The following is an 18,840-nucleotide window of genomic DNA, read 5'->3' on the forward strand; positions in this document are numbered from 1 at the left end:
TTAGCTAAATTTACAACAAATAGCCCGAACCGCTGGCCCTGTCTATATAAAACATCCGTACCCACGCCTTATTGCCTATGCCCCTCCTGCTCACCAAAAAAATTGACGCCCACACCTGGCTGGGCATATGGCAGCTGCAGGAGCCAGCGGCTGACTTGTATGCGGCCCTGCCCCCCCACGCTGATGTGAGCGCTCTGGAAGGCAAGGTTCACCCGCGGCGGCGGCAGGAGTGGGTGGCCAGCCGGGTGCTTGTGTACCGGTTGCTGCAAAATTTCACCTCGGAGCCGCTGGTACTGGCCCGCACCGAAGAGGGCATGCCTTACTTCCCCGGCCACCCCCTGCACGTTTCCATCACGCACTCGCCGCAGCTGGCCGCCGTTATACTTTCAGATAGACATAAGGTTGGCATAGATATTGAATTGATTACCCCGAAAGCGCTGCGTGTGGTGGATAAGTTTCTGACAGAGGCGGAGAAAGAGCACACAGCCTCCGACGAAACGAAAACCTGCCTGTACTGGAGCGCGAAGGAAACACTCTACAAACTCTACAGCCGGAAGCGGCTGGTGTTGCGGGAGAATTTACTGCTAAGGCCGGCTCCCGAGCCAAATGTACTGCTGGGGCGTGTGCATACCGGGAATTTTTCTAAATTGTACCGTATTCAGCACGATATCATACAGCACCACGTGCTCACCTACTGCATCGACGAATCATAAATAAGACTTTAAACCCTACTTGTATGAAATACTTAGCCTCCCTTGCTACAGCCTTGCTTCTCTCAGTTGGCGCCATCGCACAGTCTGGCGGCTACCAGTTGGGGGATAAAGTGGCTGATTTCTCGCTAAAGGCCACCAACAACAAGAACACGTCGCTGAGTGACTTTGCAAATGCCAAAACGGTTGTCGTGGTGTTTACCAACAACCAGTGCCCGTACTCAAAATTGTACGAAGGCAGGCTTATTTCGCTCGCCAGCACCTACGCCGGGCAGGGCGTCCAGTTCCTTTTCGTGAACCCCGGCGTGGGCGACAGCAGCGAAACGCTGGAGGCGATGGCCGCCAAGAACTACAGCTTCCCTTACCTCGCCGATGAAGGGCAGCGCCTGAGCAAGCAGTTTGGGGCCACAAAAACACCCGAAGCGTTTGTGCTGCAGAACAGCGGCGGTGAGTTTGTGCTGAAGTACAAAGGCGCCATCGACGACAATCCGCAGGTAGCGAGCAGCGTGAAGAACTACTATCTGAAAAACGTAATAGACGCCGTGCTGGCCAATAAAACAGTCGCAACGCTGGAAAAACGTGCCACGGGCTGCCTGATCAAGAAATACTAACGCAATTTAGCACCCTATATATAAAAGCGGAAGGCAGCCCATATAAGGCTGCCTTCCGCTTTTATATATAGGGTTTGAGTTAATCCTGCTACAACTGGCTGTCGTCGTCTGTGATGGCCGTGAGCAGCTTCGTGATTTCGGTGGCTTTCTCCAGGTCATCCATCTTCTCGAAAGAGAAAGCGAGGTTGCGGAGAGCCCGCTTCACCACATCCAGGTTCGCGCAGGGCTCATAAAAGATATCCATCGGGTTGAGGTTGAGCTGCAGGATATAGTTATCGATGTCGGCTTTGGAGAGGATCAGGCCTTTGTTGTAGACGTTGATGTAAAACTGCACCCCATCCAGCTTATAGGTCAGGATGAACAGGTTGGGCAGGTTCACGCCATATACCGGCATGCCGAGGCGCTGGGCCAGCGTCATATAGATCACGCACAGCGTAAGCGGGTTGCCGCGCTTGCTTTCCAGCACGAGGTGCAGCATGGAGTTGGCCGGCGAGTGGAAGTTCTTGGTGTTGGCCGAAAAGCGCTTCTCCCGGAACAGCACGTTGTTCAAGGCCTTCACCTGGTCGTAAGGGTGCATCTCGTCCTTCATGTGCGTCCAGGCGTCAAAATACAGCTGGTCCATCGTCCGGGAGATGTCACTGAACTCCACGTCGGGGTACATGTAGGAGTTCACCAGCCACATGCCCTCCAGCAGGTCCGCCGCCCCGTTTTCTTTCCAGGCCTTCAGGCGGTCGAGCAGCCCCTCGAACTGCAGGTTATGGATCAGGTCCTCTATTTTCTTCTGAAGGTCAGCGTTCAGCGTCTCCTCCCACTCTTCTTCCAGAAAAGGTATGATTCCCTCCCCCAACGCCACGATGCGTTGCTCTACATGCTGCGCCACTTCCTGGTCGTTGTCCTCCAACAGCGAGATGAGCGCCTTTATTTCATTCTTCGTCACAGTATGGATAAATTAGGAATTCAAAATTAGAAATTAGAAAGCTGGGAATCCACCGCTTTTTAGCTTCCTGTAAAAGAAACCCTCATTTTTAATTTCTAATTCACAATTTTTAATTTTTTCTCACGTCTGGATCACGCCTACGTTGTATGGCTTTTCGATGGGCGCGTGGTTCGCGGCTTCTATGCCCATCGAGATAACCTTGCGCGTCTCCAGCGGGTCGATGATGCCGTCTACCCACAGGCGGGCGGCCGCGTAGTAGGGCGACAGTTCCTCGTTATACTTGTTGGTGATGCGCTCCAGCAGCTCCGCCTCGGCCTCCGGCGTGATCACCTCGCCCCTGGCTTTCAGCGACGATACCTGGATCTGCAGCAGCGTGTTGGCCGCCGCCGCCCCGCTCATCACGGCCAGTTGCGCCGTGGGCCAGGCATATATAAGCCGCGGGTCGTAGGCTTTGCCGCACATGGCGTAGTTGCCGGCCCCGTAGCTGTTGCCCACCAGGATGGTGAACTTCGGCACCACCGAGTTTGCCATGGCACTCACCATCTTGGCACCGTCCTTTATAATGCCACCGTGCTCGGCTTTGCTCCCCACCATAAACCCCGACACGTCCTGCAGAAACACCAGCGGAATCTTCTTCTGGTTGCAGTTCATGATAAAGCGGGCGGCTTTGTCGGCAGAATCGGAATAGATCACGCCGCCCATCTGCATCTCGCCTTTCTTGCTCTTCACAATCTTGCGCTGGTTCGCCACAATGCCCACCGACCAGCCGTCGATGCGGGCGAGGCCGCAGATCAGCGTCTGCCCATATAACGCCTTGTAAGCCTCAAACTCGGAGTTATCCACCAGCCGGTGGATGATGTCCATCATGTCGTAGGGCTTCACCCGGTCGGCGGGCAGCAGGCCATATATCTCCTGCTCGTCCAGTTTCGGGGCGGCAGGCTCGGTCCGGTTAAAGCCAGCATTCGGGTTGTCGCCCATCTTGTCGAAGAGCTTTCGGATATGGTCCAGCGCCTCCTGGTCGTCTTTGCACTTGTAGTCCGTCACGCCGGATATCTCGGAGTGCGTGGTGGCCCCTCCCAGCGTTTCGTTGTCGATGGTCTCGCCGATGGCCGATTTCACCAGGTAGGAGCCCGCCAGAAACACGGAGCCGGTGCCCTCCACGATCAGGGCCTCGTCGCTCATGATGGGCAGGTAGGCGCCGCCGGCCACGCAACTGCCCATGATGGCGGCGATCTGCACAATGCCCATCGAGCTCATGACCGCGTTGTTGCGGAACATGCGCCCGAAGTGCTCCTTGTCCGGGAAAATCTCGTCCTGCATCGGCAGGAACACGCCGGCGCTGTCCACAAGGTACACGATGGGGAGTTTGTTCTCAATGGATATTTCCTGTGCCCGCAGGTTCTTCTTGGCCGTGATCGGGAACCAAGCCCCCGCTTTCACCGTGGCGTCGTTGGCTACCACCACGCACTGGCGGCCCTTTATATAGCCGATACCGGTGATCACGCCGCCGCTCGGGCAGCCGCCCACCTCCTCGTACATGCCTTCGCCGGCGAAGGCGGCAATCTCCAGAAACTCCGTTCCCTCGTCCAGCAGGTACGCGATGCGCTCGCGGGCAGTCATTTTGCCCTTTTCATGCTCTTTCTGTATGCGCTTCTCCCCTCCTCCGGCATATACTTTCTTCAGTTTTACCCTCAGCTGGTAGACCAGCTGCTTCAGGGCGTCCTCGTTTTTATTGAACTCGATATCCATGCAAGCTTTTTAGGGATCGTTAAGACTGACAGTAAAAGAAAAATCCGCCCCTGGAAGCGGATTTTACAAATATAAGATTTTAGTCTGTATGCCTTAGTTCAATTTCAGGGCATCAGGCCGGGTGGCGGGCTTCACAGAGGCCCCGGTGGCTTTCTCCGGCACCGGTACATATACGGTGTCCGGCACGGTCCTGAATTCCTCCGGGTGCAGTTCCTGCATCTCCTTCACATCCTCCAGCGACACCACGCGGCCGGTTTCATCTACCTTGTATCTATCCTTGCGGCCCAGGAGCGAGAACTGCACATACCGCTTCGGGTAGGCCTGCACGTCGCGTAGCAACGCATCAAGCGCAGCAGTGGAGTTAGTCAGGTTCTCGTAGAGCGTCTCGTCGTTCATCAGCCTGCCGATGGAGCCCTTATCGGAGTTTAACTTGGCAGCGACCGATTCCAGTTCAGCCACAGCGCTGTTCGCATTCCGGACCAGCTGTGTTATTTCCACCCGCTTCAGTGTGTCAGTAATCACAGCCATGTTCTGCGCGAGCCTGTTAATGTTTTTCTCCGTCTTCACCAGTGAGGCTGTCAAGGCGTTGATGTTGGCCGTTATCTGGTTGATGTTTTCCTGGTTGGCGCGCAGAATCTCGTTGATGGCTGCGGTGGTTTCCTTGGTGTTAGCCAGTATATCCTGCACGTTTCCTTTGGCCTCACTCTCCAAAATCCTGTTTACCCGGGCAAGGGTCGTATCCACCTTGTCGATGATGGGCACTGTCTTGCTGGAGATCAGGTCAGTGATGCTACTCTCTTTGTAGGCGATCAGCGTTTCGCCGCCGTTATATATTTTGGTGCTGTTGCCCAGGTACAGCACAACGGCTTTGCTGCCCAGCAGGCCAGCGTTGGAAAGGGCCGCGATCGTGGAATCGCCCACCTGGATATCCTTCTGCACGTCCAGCTCCACCAGGATCTGGTTGCCCTGCTTCGGCATCAGCTTCATATCCTGCACCGAGCCTACCTGTATCCCGTTCAGCACCACGGGGTTAGACAAAGTCAGCCCGTCCACATCGTTGTACAAGACGTAGTAGGTCCTGGTATCGGAGAACAGATCTGATCCTTTCAGGAACATAAAGCCGACGTACAGCAGGACGATGGACACAATACCCAGCAGGGCTACTTTAATTTCTTTGGATATCTTCACGTAAGGGGGATTAGCGCATTAGTTCATGACCTCCAGCTCTTTTTTGTATTCTTTGAAGGCACGGTATATTCCTGATGCCATATACGTTTGCCCCGTCTTATCGTTAAGAAATTTCTCTTCCGTCGGATTGGTGAGGAAACCGCACTCTATCAGCACACTAGGCATATATGATTTCCACAGCACCAGGAAGGGCGCCTGCTTCACGCCCCGGCTCTTGCGCCCGACCTTGGTGCGGAACTCATCCTCCACCTTGCCGGCGAAGCGCAGGCTGTTGTCGATGTAGGCGCTTTGGTGCAGCGTGAACAGGATATGGCTCTGGGGTGAGTTCGGGTCGAAACCGTTGTAGTTCTCCTTGTAGTTTTCCTCCTGCAGCACCACCGAGTTCTCGCGCTTGGCCACCAGCAGGTTGCCCTCCGACTTCTGGATACCCATGGTGTAAGTCTCTGTGCCGTAGGCGGTTGCCGGGCCTGAGTTCAGATGAATGGATATAAACAGGTCCGCGTCGTTCTTGTTGGCGATGCCGGCACGGTCTATCAGCTCCACAAAATGGTCATCCTTGCGGGTGTACACCACCTTTACATCGGGCAGGTTCTGCTGTATCAGCTTGCCTACCTGCAGCGCCAGGCTCAGCGCCACATCAGCCTCCTGCGAGTACTTACCGTTGCACCCGACATCCTTCCCTCCGTGGCCGGCGTCGATCACCACCGTGCGCACTTTATAATCCCTTTTGAATTCGAGCTTGCTGGAGGAGAAGAGTAGTAAAACGACAGCCAGAAACGAAACAGCAACAATATTTTTCACAACTTTCGTTAGTTAAAAGTTAAACAATAACTTTGTACAAAATAAGTAAACTTTTAGGGAACTCTGAAGATTTGCGCCACATTTTAATTTTATTACTGCTCCTGCTAATTGCCTTGCTCCCGACAAAGGAAGTGATGGCCCAGGACACGGAGCAGGCGCCACTTGCACCGCAGGACACAGTGCCTGCCGCACCGGATTCTGTAGCACTCTCCGCCCCGCGCGGCGACATCGAAACGACAATCAAATACTCTGCCAGAGACTCTATCCAGTTTGAAGTAGAGCGGGAGGTGGTGCACCTCTACGGCGACGCGAAAATCAACTACGGCGATGTGTCGCTGGAGGCGGCCTACATTGAAATAAACTACGAGACCAACCTGGTGACGGCCACCACCCTCCCCGACTCCACGGGAAAGGAGGTGGGCGTGCCTGTTTTCAAGGACGCGGGGCAGACGTACGCGGCCAAGGACATTGCATACAACTACAAAACCCGCCGGGGGCGCATCTCTGAGGTGGTCACGCAGCAGGGCGAAGGCTATATACATGCCGAGGTGGTGAAACGAAACGAAAACAACGAGTTTTTCGGCCTTCACTCCCGCTACACCACCTGCAACCTGGAGCACCCCCACTTTTACATCGGCTCCGAGAAGTTCAAGGTTATCCCCAACAGCAAGGTGATGTCTGGCCCCTTTAACCTCGTGATCGGGGATATCCCGACGCCGCTGGGCTTTATATTCGGGCTTTTCCCGACGCCGAAGAACCAGAAAAGGTCATCAGGCATCCAGGTGCCGAGCTTCGGGGAGAACACGCGCGGCTTTTACCTGCAGGACGCCGGCTACTACTTTGCCTGGAACGACTATATAGGCACGCTGGTGCAGGGCGACATTTACTCGCTGGGCGGCTATAACGTGGATACCCGGACGGATTATGTGAACCGCTACAGTTACCGCGGTTCGATCGGCGTTACCTATGACTATTTCAAGAACGATGAGGCCGATATAGAGCGGGCCAGGTCGACGGCGGAGAACATCTACGATGCCCTGCCCAACTCCCAGCGCACCTTCTGGATCAGGTGGTCGCACACGCCGGTGCAGAAGCCGGGCCGCGGCCGTTTCTCGGCCAGCGTGAACGCCGGTAGCCAGCTGCACCAGCGCCTGAACTACACCAGCGCCGCCAATTACCTGTCCCCATCCTTCAACTCGCAGGTCTCTTACCAGAAAACGATCCCGAACTCGCCCTTCAGCTACACGGTGAGCGCCCGGCAGGCCCAGAACACCACCACGGGCGCGATGGACTTTGTACTGCCCGACCTGAGCCTGAGCATGACGACGGTGAGCCTGTACGAGCTTTTCAGCAACGCCCCGGCCACGGGCAAGTGGTACGAGAACTTCACCATCGGCTACAACCTGCGCGCGCGCAACGAGGTGAACAACCGCATTGCCGCCCGCAGGCTAAGCGGGGTGAACAACATCATCGGGCAAACAGAGAAAGACACCACCCTGGCGCTTAACTCGAACAACCTGTCGGAAATATGGAAAAACGGCAAGCGGCAGGCCGACCACAACCTCAGCATCGGCCTGGGCAACTACAAGATTTTCCGCTTCTTCAACTTCTCCCCGAGCGTCAGCTACGGCGAGACCTGGCTGGACGAGAAGTACACCTACTCCTTCAACCCGGACTCGCAGAAAGTGGAGATCGACACCACCGGCTTCGGCCGCGTGTACCAGTATTCTGCCGGGGCCTCGCTCAGCACCACCATATATGGCACGGCCTATATAAAAGGCAAGCGCGTGGAAGCCATCCGCCACCTGATCAGGCCCAGCATCAACTACAGTTACCGCCCCGACTTTGGCGACGCGAAATTTGGCTTCTATCAGGATGTTCTGACAGGCGTGAACCCCACCACGAACGAGACGCGGGTGCAAACCCTTTCCCGCTTCCGGACTGGGGCGCCGGGCTCCTCGCTCAGCAGTTCGCTGGGCTTCTCCATCGACAACAACATCGAGATGAAGGTCAGGGCCAAGTCCGACCCCGACTCGACTGACACTGACAGCAGCGAGACAAAGTTCGAGAAGGTAAGCCTGATCGACAACCTCAGGATAAGCTCCGGCTACGACTTCGCCGCCGATTCTTTCCGGCTTGCCCCCATCCGCCTCACCATGAACACGCGCCTGTTCAAGTTCCTGGACGTTACGCTCAGCTCGAGCTTCGACCCGTATAAGCTGAATACAGACAGCCTTGGCAACGGCAGAAGGGTAGACGAGTATTATTTCGACCCGCAGCGCCTCCGGCTGGCGCGGCTGACGAATGCCAACCTGAACCTGCGGGCTAACCTGAACCCGAACGCCCGTAAAACCGAGACCACGGCAACCCCCACGAACCTGCCTGCGCTGGAGCAGGACATGGACCCGATGCTGCCCGAGTACATCGACTTTAAAATTCCGTGGACGCTGGCGCTGGATTTCACCCTGTACTATTCCCCTACCATGTCCGCCGCCGCCCCCGCCCGGGTCGACAGGACCCTGGGCATTAACGGCACGCTGGGCCTTACGGAGAAATGGCAGATCTCCTACAACGGCACCTACGACTTCACCAGCCAGAACATCTCGTACGCCACCGTTAACATCCACCGCGACCTGCACTGCTGGGACATGAGCATCAGCTGGATTCCCTTCGGCCTGCAGCGGGGCTACAACCTCACCATCAATGCCCGCTCGGCGCTGCTGCGCGACCTGAAACTGACGAAGCGGAAGTCCGGGTGGAACCGGTAAGCGAAACAGCCACACCGCATGTGGCTGTTTTTATTTGTAGATTTCATAGCTTTACAGCTCCTAACCGATTCGACTATGTCTGTTCATAAAAGCGACGTAAAGAAAATAACCACGCACCAGTTGCAGAACATGAAGGAGCGCGGCGAGAAAATCTCGATGCTCACGGCCTATGATTTCTCGATGGCCTCCATCCTGGATGCAGCAGGCACCGATGTGCTGCTGGTCGGCGACTCGGCCTCCAACGTAATGGCGGGCCACGAAACCACCCTGCCTATTACCCTGGACCAGATGATCTACCACGCCTCCTCCGTGGTGCGGGGCGTCAGCCGGGCCTTTGTGGTGGTGGATATGCCGTTCGGCTCTTACCAGGGCAACTCCTCGGAGGCACTGCGCTCTGCCATCCGCATCATGAAGGAATCCGGGGCGCACGGCATCAAGCTGGAAGGCGGCGCCGAGATAAAGGAATCCGTGACCCGCATCCTGAGCGCAGGCGTTCCCGTGATGGGCCACCTGGGGCTGACGCCGCAATCCATCTATAAATTCGGCACCTACACCGTGCGGGCCAAGGAGGATGCGGAGGCACAGAAACTGATAGAGGACGCGCAGCTGCTGCAGGAACTCGGCTGCTTTGCCATTGTGCTGGAGAAAATCCCATCAGAGCTTGCCAGGCGCGTGGCAGAGGCCCTCACGATCCCGATCATCGGCATCGGCGCCGGGCCGCACGTGGACGGGCAGGTGCTGGTGGTGCACGACATGCTGGGCATCAACAAAGAGTTCAAGCCCCGCTTCCTGCGCCGCTACGCCGACCTGCACAGCGTGATGACCGATGCCGTGACCAACTACATCAAAGACGTTAAGAGCCTCGACTTCCCGAACGAGAAAGAAGCCTATTAACTAAATTAAAAATTATGAATTAGAAATTAGAAATTGGCGCTGTACCAAAGTAGTTGCCTCTCCCACTCATAATTTTTAATTTCTAATTTCTAATTCATAACTCTATGTTAGAGGTCTTATATGAGGATAACCATGTGCTGGCGGTGAACAAACCGGCTGGGCTGCTGGTGCACGGAGACGAGACGGGTGACACGACACTCGCTGATCTGGCTAAGGCCTATATAAAAGAGAAGTACAACAAGCCCGGCAACGTGTTTGTGGGCGTGGTGCACCGCCTGGACCGGCCCGTGAGCGGCGTGGTGCTGCTCGCCAAGACTTCCAAGGCCCTGGCCCGCCTGAATGAGCTTTTCCGGGGCAAAAAAACGCAGAAGACCTATTGGGCTGTGGTGCAGAACAGGCCGCCGCAGGAAGAAGGCACCCTCGTGCACTGGCTCATAAAGGACAGCTCCCGGAACATTACAAAAGCCTACGCCAAAGAAAACAAAAGCGGCCTGCGCTCCGAACTCCACTACAAGCTGCTGCAGGCGCAGCAGGACAAGTACCTGCTGGAGGTGAACCCGATCACGGGCAGGTCACACCAGATACGGGTGCAGCTCGCCTCCATGCGCTGCACCATTCTGGGCGACCTGAAGTACGGCGCGCCGCAGCCGCTGCCCGACAAAAGCATTGCGCTGCACGCGCGCGAGCTGCAGTTTGAGCACCCCACGCTTAAAACACAGGTAACGGTGCGTGCGCTGCCGCCGCAGAACGCCGTATGGGCCCCTTTCCGGTAGCCCCTCGAAATAAGGTTAAAAAGATGATTTTAATCATTTTCTGAACTTTTACCCCTCCTTCTCTATTTTACTTTCGATCCGTGTTGTAAATTTGCAAAAACGCATGGCACGGTTATGGCAACTTACCTGCCCGACAACAGACTCTAATTATCATCATTCCTTATTATAATGGCTATACTTGTTTTTTTCGTGGTGCACTGGTACCTGTCGCTGTTTGTGCAGACCTTTTACCTGCACCGCTACGCTGCCCACAAAATGTTCACCATGAACCCGTTCTGGGAAAAGGCGTTCTACCTGCTGACGTACATAGGGCAGGGATCTTCCTTCCTGTCGCCGCGGGCATACGCTATCCTGCACCGCATGCACCATGCCTTCTCTGACACGGAGCGCGACCCGCACTCGCCGCATTTCTCGAACAACGCCTTCACGATGATGTGGAAAACGAAGGAGATCTACAACAACGTGCTGCACAAGCGCGTGGAGCCGGAGAGCCGGTTCGAGGGCAACTACCCGGTATGGCCCGCACTCGAGAAAGTAGGCGACTCGTATTACTCCAGGATAGGGTGGGGCGTGTTTTACGTGGTGTTCTACATCGCCTTTGCCACACAGTGGTGGATGTTCCTCCTGCTGCCCGTTCACTTCCTGATGGGCCCGATACACGGTGCCATCGTGAACTGGAGCGGCCACAAGTACGGCTACCAGAACTTCGACAACCACGACAAATCCCGCAACTCGCTTTTCTTCGACTTCCTGACGGGCGGTGAGCTGTTCCAGAACAACCACCACAAGCTGCCCAACCGCGTGAACTTCGGCGTGAAATGGTGGGAGGTGGACCCAACCTGGCCCGTGATCTGGACGCTGAACAAGCTCCACGTCATTAAGCTGAAGCCCGTGAAAGTAAAAGTGAAGGCTGCCCCGCGCTCTAAGTCTCAGGCCGCAGCCTAGCGATTCATATATGGTTTTAAGCATAAAAGCAGCCCTCCCGCAACGGAGGGCTGCTTTTATATAGGGCACCTGCTTATATGGGCTCCATCAGCCTGCGCCCCTGCACCGGCTTCTGCCGTGCCGCGAATAAGCGCCGTAGGCCCTATATAAATTCAGTTAAACTTGTAGTTGTTAAGGGATAAATCCTTACCTTTGCGGTTCTAAACTGGTGGACGAGTTCCTCCGACGTAAATTTTATATATAAAATGGCAGTAAAAATCAGACTGGCCCGCAGAGGCCGCAAAAAATCAGCTATCTATGATATCGTGGTAGCAGATGCAAGATCCCCGCGTGACGGGAAGTTCATTGAGAAACTGGGCACTTACAACCCGAACACCAACCCCGCGTCTATTGACTTCAGCGAAGACAAAGCGTTCCAGTGGTTGATGAACGGCGCGCAGCCTACCGACACTGTGAAAGCGATGCTTTCTTACACAGGCGTGCTTTACAGAAGGCACCTGCAGATCGGTGTGATCAAGGGCGCTATTTCTCAGGAAACTGCTGATTCCCGCCTGGCTGAGTGGAAAGAAGCCAAAGAGGCGAAGATCGAGGACAAGCGCCAGAACCTTGGCTCTGCGAAAGAGGCTGCCAAGAAAGCGGCGTTTGACGCTGAGACGAAAGTGAAAGAAGCGCGTGCCGAGGCGATCCGCCAGCGCGAGGCTGACAAAGCTGCCGCCAACGCCCCTGCTCCTGCCGAGGAAGAAGCCCCGGAGGCACCTGCTGCCGAAGAAGGCGAAGCCGCAACGGAAGAGCAAGCATAAACATCCTTGCCATGAACATTGATGACTGTTTCCAATTAGGCTATATCGTCAAAACCCATGGCACCAAGGGGCAAGTAGTCGCGTTTTTCGACGTGGACTACCCCGAAGATTATGAAGATCTGGAATCAGTTTTCCTTGAGCAAAAAGGAAGACTGGTTCCTTTTTTTATAGCCCTGATGGAGCCGGTGCAGAAAGGCCGCTTTATTATCAGGTTCGAGGATATCAATACCATCGAACAGGCTGAAACGCTGCGCAACACGGCCATTTACCTGCCCCTCGACGAGCTGCCCGAACTGGAGGAGGACCAGTTCTACTTCCATGAGGTGATCGGGTATCAGGTGGTTGACCAAAACCACGGCCCCCTCGGCACCGTGAAGGACTTCTACGACATGCCGCAACAGCAGCTGATGGCCATGGAGTACCAGAACCAGGAAATGCTGGTGCCGGTGATGGATGAGATCGTACTGCGGGCTGACCACCAGGCGAAGCAGCTGCACGTGAAGCTGCCCGAGGGGCTGCTCGAAGTATATACCCAACCAGCCAGCCCCGATGAAGCCGACGACCTCGATGAGGACGCGGAGGAGGAGAAATAATGCGTTTTGACATCATCAGCTGCCAGCCCGACCTGCTGGACAGTCCCTTCAGCCATTCTATTGTGAAGCGCGCGCAGCAAAAAGGGTTGGTGGAAATCCACATCCACGACCTGCGCAGGTACGCCGTGAACAAGCATGGCCAGATAGATGACTACGCCTTCGGCGGAGGCGCGGGCATGGTGATGATGATTGAGCCGATCGACCGCCTCCTGACTGACCTGAAAGCCGAGCGCACTTACGACGCGATCATCTATATGACGCCTGACGGCGAGACGCTGAACCAGCAGATCGCCAACCAGTTTTCGCTGCTGCAGAACGTGGTGATCCTGTGCGGGCATTACAAGGGCGTGGACGAGCGCGTGCGGCAGCATTACATCACCCACGAGATCAGCATCGGCGATTATGTGCTTTCGGGTGGGGAGCTGGGCGCGGCTGTGCTGGCAGATGCCATCATCCGGATTATACCGGGCGTGCTGAACGATGAGTCCTCGGCGCTGACGGACTCTTTCCAGGACGGACTGCTGGCGCCACCGGTATATACCCGGCCAGCGGATTACAAGGGCCTGCAGGTGCCGGAGATACTGCTTTCCGGCGACGGCCCGAAGATTGACGCGTGGCGTTTCGAGAAGGCCGTGGAGCGCACAAGGCAGCGGCGACCGGACTTGCTAGGCGAGTAGCCGCCTGAAAACAGGGTTATCTGCAGCTACGGGCCTCATACCCATAGCGAAAAGATCGCTGAATATTATATTTTTTTGCTGCAAATATTCTTATGTAAGAAATTATTACATATCTTTGCAGTCCGAAATTTGAAGAAGATACTTTTAAGAACATAGCCATCATGAGCGAATTAATTAAATTCATAGAGGAGGAATCTACCGACAAGCGCGCCTCTTTTCCAGTTTTCCAGGCAGGTGATACGATCAACATCCACGTAAGGATCCGTGAGGGTAACAAAGAGCGTATTCAGCAGTTCCAGGGCGTCGTGATTCAGCGCAAGAACGTGAACACGAACGGTGAGACTTTCACTGTCAGAAAAGTATCTAACCAAATCGGATTAGAGCGTATTTTCCCACTTCTTTCCCCAGCCATCGAGCAGATCGATGTGGTGAGAAGAGGTAAAGTAAGAAGAGCCAGATTGTACTATCTGAGAGGCCTTCAGGGTAAAGCTGCCCGCATCAAGGAGAGAAGATAAAAATACCTGTTTTCATAGATCACCTAGTTAGTGAAGAGGAGCCGACCAGAACCGGCTCCTCTTTTTTGTTCCCGCATTTCCGGCACCGCCTTTTGCCGCATCGCTTTCCCCGCCCGCGCAGGCTGCTTATCTTTGCTTAACTTGAGGCGAAAGCGAAACACATGAAACCATATATAAACCGATACCTCCCGCTGCTGGCGCTGTGGCTGTTCTCCTGCAAAACAGACTACGCGGAGCTGCCGACGTACACTGGCAACAAACAGCTGCAGGCCGTGATCGAGACGCCAGCGGGCAGCAACCACAAGCTGGTATATAACCAGGAGCAGAAGGCGTTCGTGAACGACAAAATGGCCGGACAGAACCGTGTGATCGGTTTCCTGCCCTACCCCGCCAACCTGGGCTTTATCCCTTCCACCGAGATCAACAGCAACGGCAAGGGGCTGGAGGTGCTGGTGCTCTCGGAGCGGCTGGAGACGGGTACTGTGGAGGAGGTGATTCCGATCGGGCTGATACAACTGGAGACAGAGGGGGAACTGCAGCACATTGTGGTGGCCGTGCCCGCCCGGCCAAGCGAGCGCCAGATCGAGGCGACCAATTACAACGGCCTGAGCGTCGATTATCCCGCTGTCAAGACCATTTTAGAGGAATGGTTTGCCAACTACAACGCCGCAGCCAACACCAACTTCGTAGGCTGGCGCGACGAGAAGTTCGCGGAGAAGGAGATTCAGCGCTGGATGCGGCTGTAGAATTATAGCATGGATTTTACAGTTGCTACCTGGTAATTAACCTATGTAGCGATATATAGCAGGATAATTTTTTTATGACTGAAACCCACCCCTGCCTCTCCCGAAAGGGGAATCTGCCTTAAGTGTAGTCCACTCCTCGGAGGCAGGGGTGGGTCATGTTATAATAAAATAAGTAAATCGCAACTGGGGTTCTATAGTATCTGTTACTGCCGAAGCATGGCACTGAAAACGGAAAAGCGCCTGCTATATATAACCGGCGCTTTTCTTCATAGAGCAGTGTCTAAAAAAGTTTAGCTACTAACCCCCTTCGTGTGGTATCGATCGAGTAAAGGAACAAAGCCCTTCCTCCTACCAGACTGCGGGCTATTTTATATCCTTCAGCTTGGCCCGCACCGCCTCCACCGATTTCTCCATGTCCTGCACCTGCTGGCGGCTTATTTCCTGCTGTTTGGTGTTGTGCTCCACGTTTAGCTCCAGCTGTTTCAGGTCTTCGGCATTGCGCACCAGCTCCGCCTCCAGGTCCTTGCGGCGCTGCCTGTTCTTGTCTATGCTCTGCTGGATGCTGTTTGCTTCCTTCACCACCCGGTCCTGCTCCGACTTGGTGGCGCGCAGCACGTCCTCAGCCTCGTTTATCTGGCGCAGCACGTCGTCGCGGTACAGCTTGCGGGCAAAGCCGCGCAGAAATCGCTCGGAAGCGGCATACTCGGTGGGTGTCGCGTCCTTGTCTATATAGGCCACGCCCATGTCCAGGCTCCACCACACGGTGCTGCCCTGGGCGCTGCTGCTCACCACGGATACCACCCGCATCGGAGCGTTGGAAATTGTATCGATCACGGCACTCTCTACCGTATATACGCCCTTGCTGCTCTTTACTTTCCCCGCTTTTTTGCCCAGGTAGTCTTTCCACGATTTCTCCACTGTCTTAGGGTCTATCTCCACCGAAAGCTGCTGCCCGCGCCGGATGACGCCGTGTAAGTCCTGTTCCTTTTCCACCACCTGCACCACCTGCGCCTGGCAAACGCCGGTGAGCATCAAAAGCATCGCGAGTATAATTCCTCTCATGAGTAAGGTTTTTATTGTACTGTTTAAGGTAATTTCCGTTCACTAAAATAGAGAATCGGGGTGAGATTGAGCAGGCCGGTGCCGAATTAATTTCGCCTGATTTTGATTTGGCAATCGGGACAGGTACATTAACTTTGCAAACTTGTAGCTTTCGCATTCTCAAATCATTTACCGGGAGCCGAACAATCGTGCCGCCGTAGTTGTTCTATACCCTATGAAAGTAACCATTAGCCGGAAAGAGCATTTCAACGCCGCACACAGGCTTCACAACCCCTCCTGGACCGACGAACAAAACAATGCCGTGTTTGGCTTGTGCAACAACCCCAACTACCACGGGCACAACTACGAACTCTATGTGAGGCTAACAGGTGCTGTAGACCCCGAAACCGGCTATGTGTATGACCTGAAAAAGCTGAGCGAGCTGGTAAAGGAGGAAGTGCTGGAAAAATTTGATCATAAGAACCTGAACCTCGACACCGAGGAGTTCAGGCACCTGAACCCGACGGCTGAGAACATTGCCGTGGTAATATGGGAGAAGCTCCGGGGAAAAATCAGCCCCGACTACGAATTAGCCGTAACACTTTATGAAACAGAAAGAAACTTTGTGGAATACCATGGATAGCCACAAGCTAGATATAACCCGGGACGAAGAAGCGATGGACGACCACGTCATGAGCTCTTTGGACACCCCCTTGCGTCCGGATGCCTTTGCCCTTACCGACCAGGAGAAGATCGCGATCATCGCCGAGCACTTTAAGGAGATTATGCACACGTTGGGCCTCGACCTGACCGACGACAGCCTAAAAGGCACCCCGCTGCGCGTGGCCAAAATGTACGTGAAGGAGATTTTCAGCGGCCTGCACCCCGATAACAAGCCGGTGGCCCGCCGCTTCGAGAACAAGTACAAGTACAGCAAGATGCTGGTGGAGCGCGACATTACCGTGTACTCCTCCTGCGAGCACCACTTTGTGCCGATCATCGGGAAGGCGCACGTGGCCTATATACCCAACGAGCACGTGATCGGGCTCTCGAAACTGAACCGCATTGTGCACTACTACGCCCGCCGTCCGCAGGTGCAGGAGCGCATGACCATGCAGATCGCGAACGAACTGAAGCAGGCACTGCAGACGGAGAACGTGGCGGTGATGATCGAAGCTGACCACCTGTGTGTGATGAGCCGTGGCGTGAACGACGTGAGCAGCAGCACCATAACGGCGGAGTACTCCGGCCTTTTCGACCAGGACCAGTACCGCAACGAGTTCTTAGGACACATCCGCAGCACGAAATAAAGAGCTGCCGCACCGCTCTGCGCATTTGAAAACCTACTTAATTTCCTCCAAAGGAATATTAAAAAACTTAAATATACCTGTATTGCGTATAGGGTAGTTCTATGCCTAATCATTTTTAAGAACAACTATGTCTGGTAAAATTTTAATTACAGGTGGATCCGGGTTAATTGGCATGCGCCTCTCAGAAATGCTCATCGACCAGGGGTATGAGGTAGCACACCTAAGCCGCAACCCCGACAAAGTCTCCAAGTACAAAACCTTCCGCTGGGATGTAAAGGAGGGATATATAGACGAGAACGCCATCACCTACGCCGATTATATCGTGCACTTGGCGGGGGCCAGCCTGGCCACCGATAAATGGACGGAGGAGCGCAAGAAAGAGATCATCAACAGCCGCGTGAAGAGCGCGAACCTGCTTTACAAGTGCCTCAGCGAGGTAGAGCACCACGTAAAAGGCTTTGTGTCTGTTTCGGGCATTAACGTATATGGCGACTCCGGCGACCGGCTGATCTCCGAAGAGAACACAACCGGCGATGATTTCCTGGCGGAGGTATGCAAAGCCTGGGAGGCCTCGGCCTGGCAGATGCACGACCTGAACCTGCGCACCGTTATCCTGCGCCTGGGCATTGTGCTGAGCACGAAGGGCGGTGCGCTGCCCCAGATGGCAAGGCCGGTGAAGATGATGGCTGGCGCTACCTTAGGCTCGGGCAAGCAGTATATGTCCTGGATCCATATAGACGATGCCTGCCGCTTGTTTATACGCGCCATAGAAGACACGCAATTTCATGGGGTGTACAATGCCGTGTCTCCGCACCCTGTCACGAACAAAGAGTTTATGCAGGCCCTGGCCAACGCGATGAACCGCCCGATTATGCTGCCCAACGTGCCCGCTTTTGCCTTGAACCTGGTGATGGGCGAGATGAGTGAAGTGGTGCTGTCGAGCGTGCGCGTGAGCGCCAACAAAGTGCTGCAAACCGGCTTTACCTTTGAGTACAACTATCTGGATGAGGCCCTGGAGTCTTTTTATGAGGAGGAGAAGGATTGAGGAGACCGCTACATATATAAATCCTGGCTGTTCATTGAAAGAAGTGATTCTGTCTTAATATATAAGTCAGATAACCGTATGTTTCCGCATATCCGTACGTTAGCATTAAGCTAAAAGATGAATAATGAGAATTTAAAGAAAGTTAAAAAGAAGAGAATTCAGTCACCAAAATCTCAAAGATACTGGGTAATTGATGTTTTTGCCTTTCTTACATGTTTCGCAGCTATGTTTGGATTGGGAGCAGTTAGTTTCGACAATATTTTAAAAAGCACTCAATTCTTTATTGTATTTGCTTTTGCAGGCTTTTTATTTTCTTTGATTTTAGTCTTGGTACTGTTTTCAATCTTGCCAGAATTCAAAGTATATGAAAAGAATTCTAAATATGTATCGACCAGTTTAATATTTATCGGACTGACAATGCTTGTTCCTGAAATATCTGCTTTCACCAACGATAAACTAAGCTCGACTGCTGAATGTTCTGATTATCTCATAGAGAGAAAATCTTCAGGAGGTAGACGTACAAAAGCTCATTGGCTATATGTAACTATAAATGGAAAAGAAGAGCGTATTGAGCTTTATAAACCAAAGTGGGAACGATACAAAGAAAATGGACTGATTTCGCTTTGTATAGCAAGGGGCTTTTTGGGTTTTGAATTTATTAGAATCAGCAATAAATAAAAGAAAGCCTGCATGCTAACCACACCTATAAGGCAGTTACGCCTCCTTATAGCCCTGTA

General features: G+C 54.1%; 20 protein-coding genes. 15 read left to right on the top strand and 5 right to left on the bottom strand.

The features are described 5' to 3' along the window. Positions 1–77: 77 nt before the first annotated feature. Together ABD920_RS23590 and ABD920_RS23595 are read left to right on the top strand one after the other, a co-directional pair. Positions 78–713: a 4'-phosphopantetheinyl transferase superfamily protein gene (locus tag ABD920_RS23590; protein ID WP_345163089.1), complete on the top strand. Its 636-nt coding sequence runs from the start codon at positions 78–80 to the stop codon at positions 711–713. Between the two features lie 23 nt (positions 714–736). Next, positions 737–1,321 carry a thioredoxin family protein gene (locus tag ABD920_RS23595; RefSeq protein WP_345163092.1) on the top strand — a complete coding sequence of 195 codons (585 nt, stop codon included), beginning with the start codon at positions 737–739 and terminating at the stop codon, positions 1,319–1,321. Between the two features lie 88 nt (positions 1,322–1,409). Here the strand turns inward: ABD920_RS23595 and ABD920_RS23600 are convergent, their stop codons facing one another. From ABD920_RS23600 to ABD920_RS23615, 4 genes are all read right to left on the bottom strand, one after another. After that, the gene (locus tag ABD920_RS23600) at positions 1,410–2,258 is read right to left on the bottom strand and encodes a transglutaminase-like domain-containing protein (protein WP_345163095.1); all 849 of its coding nucleotides are present in this window, start codon (positions 2,256–2,258) and stop codon (positions 1,410–1,412) included. Positions 2,259–2,378: 120 nt separating this feature from the next. After that, positions 2,379–4,007, bottom strand: coding sequence for an acyl-CoA carboxylase subunit beta (locus ABD920_RS23605; RefSeq protein ID WP_345163098.1), 1,629 nt, complete (start codon positions 4,005–4,007; stop codon positions 2,379–2,381). A gap of 93 nt (positions 4,008–4,100) precedes the next feature. Continuing rightward, entirely contained in the window at positions 4,101–5,195 is a 1,095-nt protein-coding gene (locus tag ABD920_RS23610) for an MlaD family protein (RefSeq protein WP_345163101.1), read from the bottom strand. A gap of 18 nt (positions 5,196–5,213) precedes the next feature. Beyond that, complete coding sequence (locus tag ABD920_RS23615; RefSeq protein ID WP_345163104.1) at positions 5,214–5,996, bottom strand: N-acetylmuramoyl-L-alanine amidase family protein; 783 nt, start codon at positions 5,994–5,996, stop codon at positions 5,214–5,216. A gap of 71 nt (positions 5,997–6,067) precedes the next feature. Here ABD920_RS23615 and ABD920_RS23620 point away from each other — a divergent pair, with 71 nt between their 5' ends. The 9 genes from ABD920_RS23620 to ABD920_RS23660 all read left to right on the top strand — a co-directional run bounded on the left by ABD920_RS23620 (position 6,068) and on the right by ABD920_RS23660 (position 14,707). Continuing rightward, positions 6,068–8,764, top strand: a complete 2,697-nt coding sequence (locus ABD920_RS23620) for a putative LPS assembly protein LptD (protein WP_345163107.1) — start codon at positions 6,068–6,070, stop codon at positions 8,762–8,764. Between the two features lie 75 nt (positions 8,765–8,839). Beyond that, on the top strand, positions 8,840–9,658 hold the full coding sequence (panB, locus tag ABD920_RS23625) for a 3-methyl-2-oxobutanoate hydroxymethyltransferase (RefSeq protein WP_345163109.1): 819 nt from the start codon (positions 8,840–8,842) through the stop codon (positions 9,656–9,658). Between the two features lie 104 nt (positions 9,659–9,762). Next, a complete protein-coding gene (locus ABD920_RS23630) occupies positions 9,763–10,431 on the top strand; it encodes an RluA family pseudouridine synthase (RefSeq protein WP_345163111.1) in 669 nt (222 codons plus the stop codon). A gap of 168 nt (positions 10,432–10,599) precedes the next feature. After that, positions 10,600–11,376, top strand: coding sequence for an acyl-CoA desaturase (locus ABD920_RS23635; RefSeq protein ID WP_345163113.1), 777 nt, complete (start codon positions 10,600–10,602; stop codon positions 11,374–11,376). Between the two features lie 245 nt (positions 11,377–11,621). Next, on the top strand, positions 11,622–12,176 hold the full coding sequence (locus ABD920_RS23640; protein ID WP_345163116.1) for a 30S ribosomal protein S16: 555 nt from the start codon (positions 11,622–11,624) through the stop codon (positions 12,174–12,176). An 11-nt stretch (positions 12,177–12,187) separates the two neighbouring features. Further along, a complete protein-coding gene (gene rimM, locus ABD920_RS23645) occupies positions 12,188–12,769 on the top strand; it encodes a ribosome maturation factor RimM (RefSeq protein ID WP_345163120.1) in 582 nt (193 codons plus the stop codon). Beyond that, positions 12,769–13,446 (top strand): tRNA (guanosine(37)-N1)-methyltransferase TrmD, encoded by a 678-nt coding sequence (gene trmD / locus ABD920_RS23650; protein ID WP_345163123.1) that lies wholly within the window; start codon positions 12,769–12,771, stop codon positions 13,444–13,446. The genes rimM and trmD overlap by 1 nt, the downstream gene beginning before the upstream one ends. Positions 13,447–13,607: 161 nt before the next feature. After that, positions 13,608–13,961: a 50S ribosomal protein L19 gene (gene rplS / locus ABD920_RS23655; protein WP_345163126.1), complete on the top strand. Its 354-nt coding sequence runs from the start codon at positions 13,608–13,610 to the stop codon at positions 13,959–13,961. Between the two features lie 161 nt (positions 13,962–14,122). Continuing rightward, positions 14,123–14,707 (top strand): inorganic diphosphatase, encoded by a 585-nt coding sequence (locus ABD920_RS23660; protein ID WP_345163129.1) that lies wholly within the window; start codon positions 14,123–14,125, stop codon positions 14,705–14,707. Positions 14,708–15,070: 363 nt separating this feature from the next. Here the strand turns inward: ABD920_RS23660 and ABD920_RS23665 are convergent, their stop codons facing one another. Beyond that, positions 15,071–15,769 (bottom strand): DNA repair ATPase, encoded by a 699-nt coding sequence (locus tag ABD920_RS23665; protein ID WP_345163132.1) that lies wholly within the window; start codon positions 15,767–15,769, stop codon positions 15,071–15,073. Positions 15,770–15,983: 214 nt separating this feature from the next. Between ABD920_RS23665 and ABD920_RS23670 the strand changes: the two genes are divergently transcribed. The 4 genes from ABD920_RS23670 (at position 15,984) to ABD920_RS23685 (ending at position 18,781) form a co-directional block, all read left to right on the top strand. After that, complete coding sequence (locus ABD920_RS23670; protein WP_345163135.1) at positions 15,984–16,391, top strand: 6-pyruvoyl trahydropterin synthase family protein; 408 nt, start codon at positions 15,984–15,986, stop codon at positions 16,389–16,391. Then, positions 16,354–17,058 (top strand): GTP cyclohydrolase I FolE, encoded by a 705-nt coding sequence (gene folE, locus ABD920_RS23675; RefSeq protein WP_345163139.1) that lies wholly within the window; start codon positions 16,354–16,356, stop codon positions 17,056–17,058. The genes ABD920_RS23670 and folE overlap by 38 nt, the downstream gene beginning before the upstream one ends. Positions 17,059–17,185: 127 nt before the next feature. Next, a complete protein-coding gene (locus ABD920_RS23680; RefSeq protein WP_345163143.1) occupies positions 17,186–18,103 on the top strand; it encodes a TIGR01777 family oxidoreductase in 918 nt (305 codons plus the stop codon). Between the two features lie 117 nt (positions 18,104–18,220). Beyond that, positions 18,221–18,781, top strand: a complete 561-nt coding sequence (locus ABD920_RS23685) for a hypothetical protein (RefSeq protein WP_345163146.1) — start codon at positions 18,221–18,223, stop codon at positions 18,779–18,781. The last annotated feature ends 59 nt before the right edge of the window (positions 18,782–18,840 follow it).

Origin of the sequence: Pontibacter saemangeumensis, from assembly GCF_039541895.1 — a bacterium.
Lineage (GTDB): Bacteria > Bacteroidota > Bacteroidia > Cytophagales > Hymenobacteraceae > Pontibacter > Pontibacter saemangeumensis.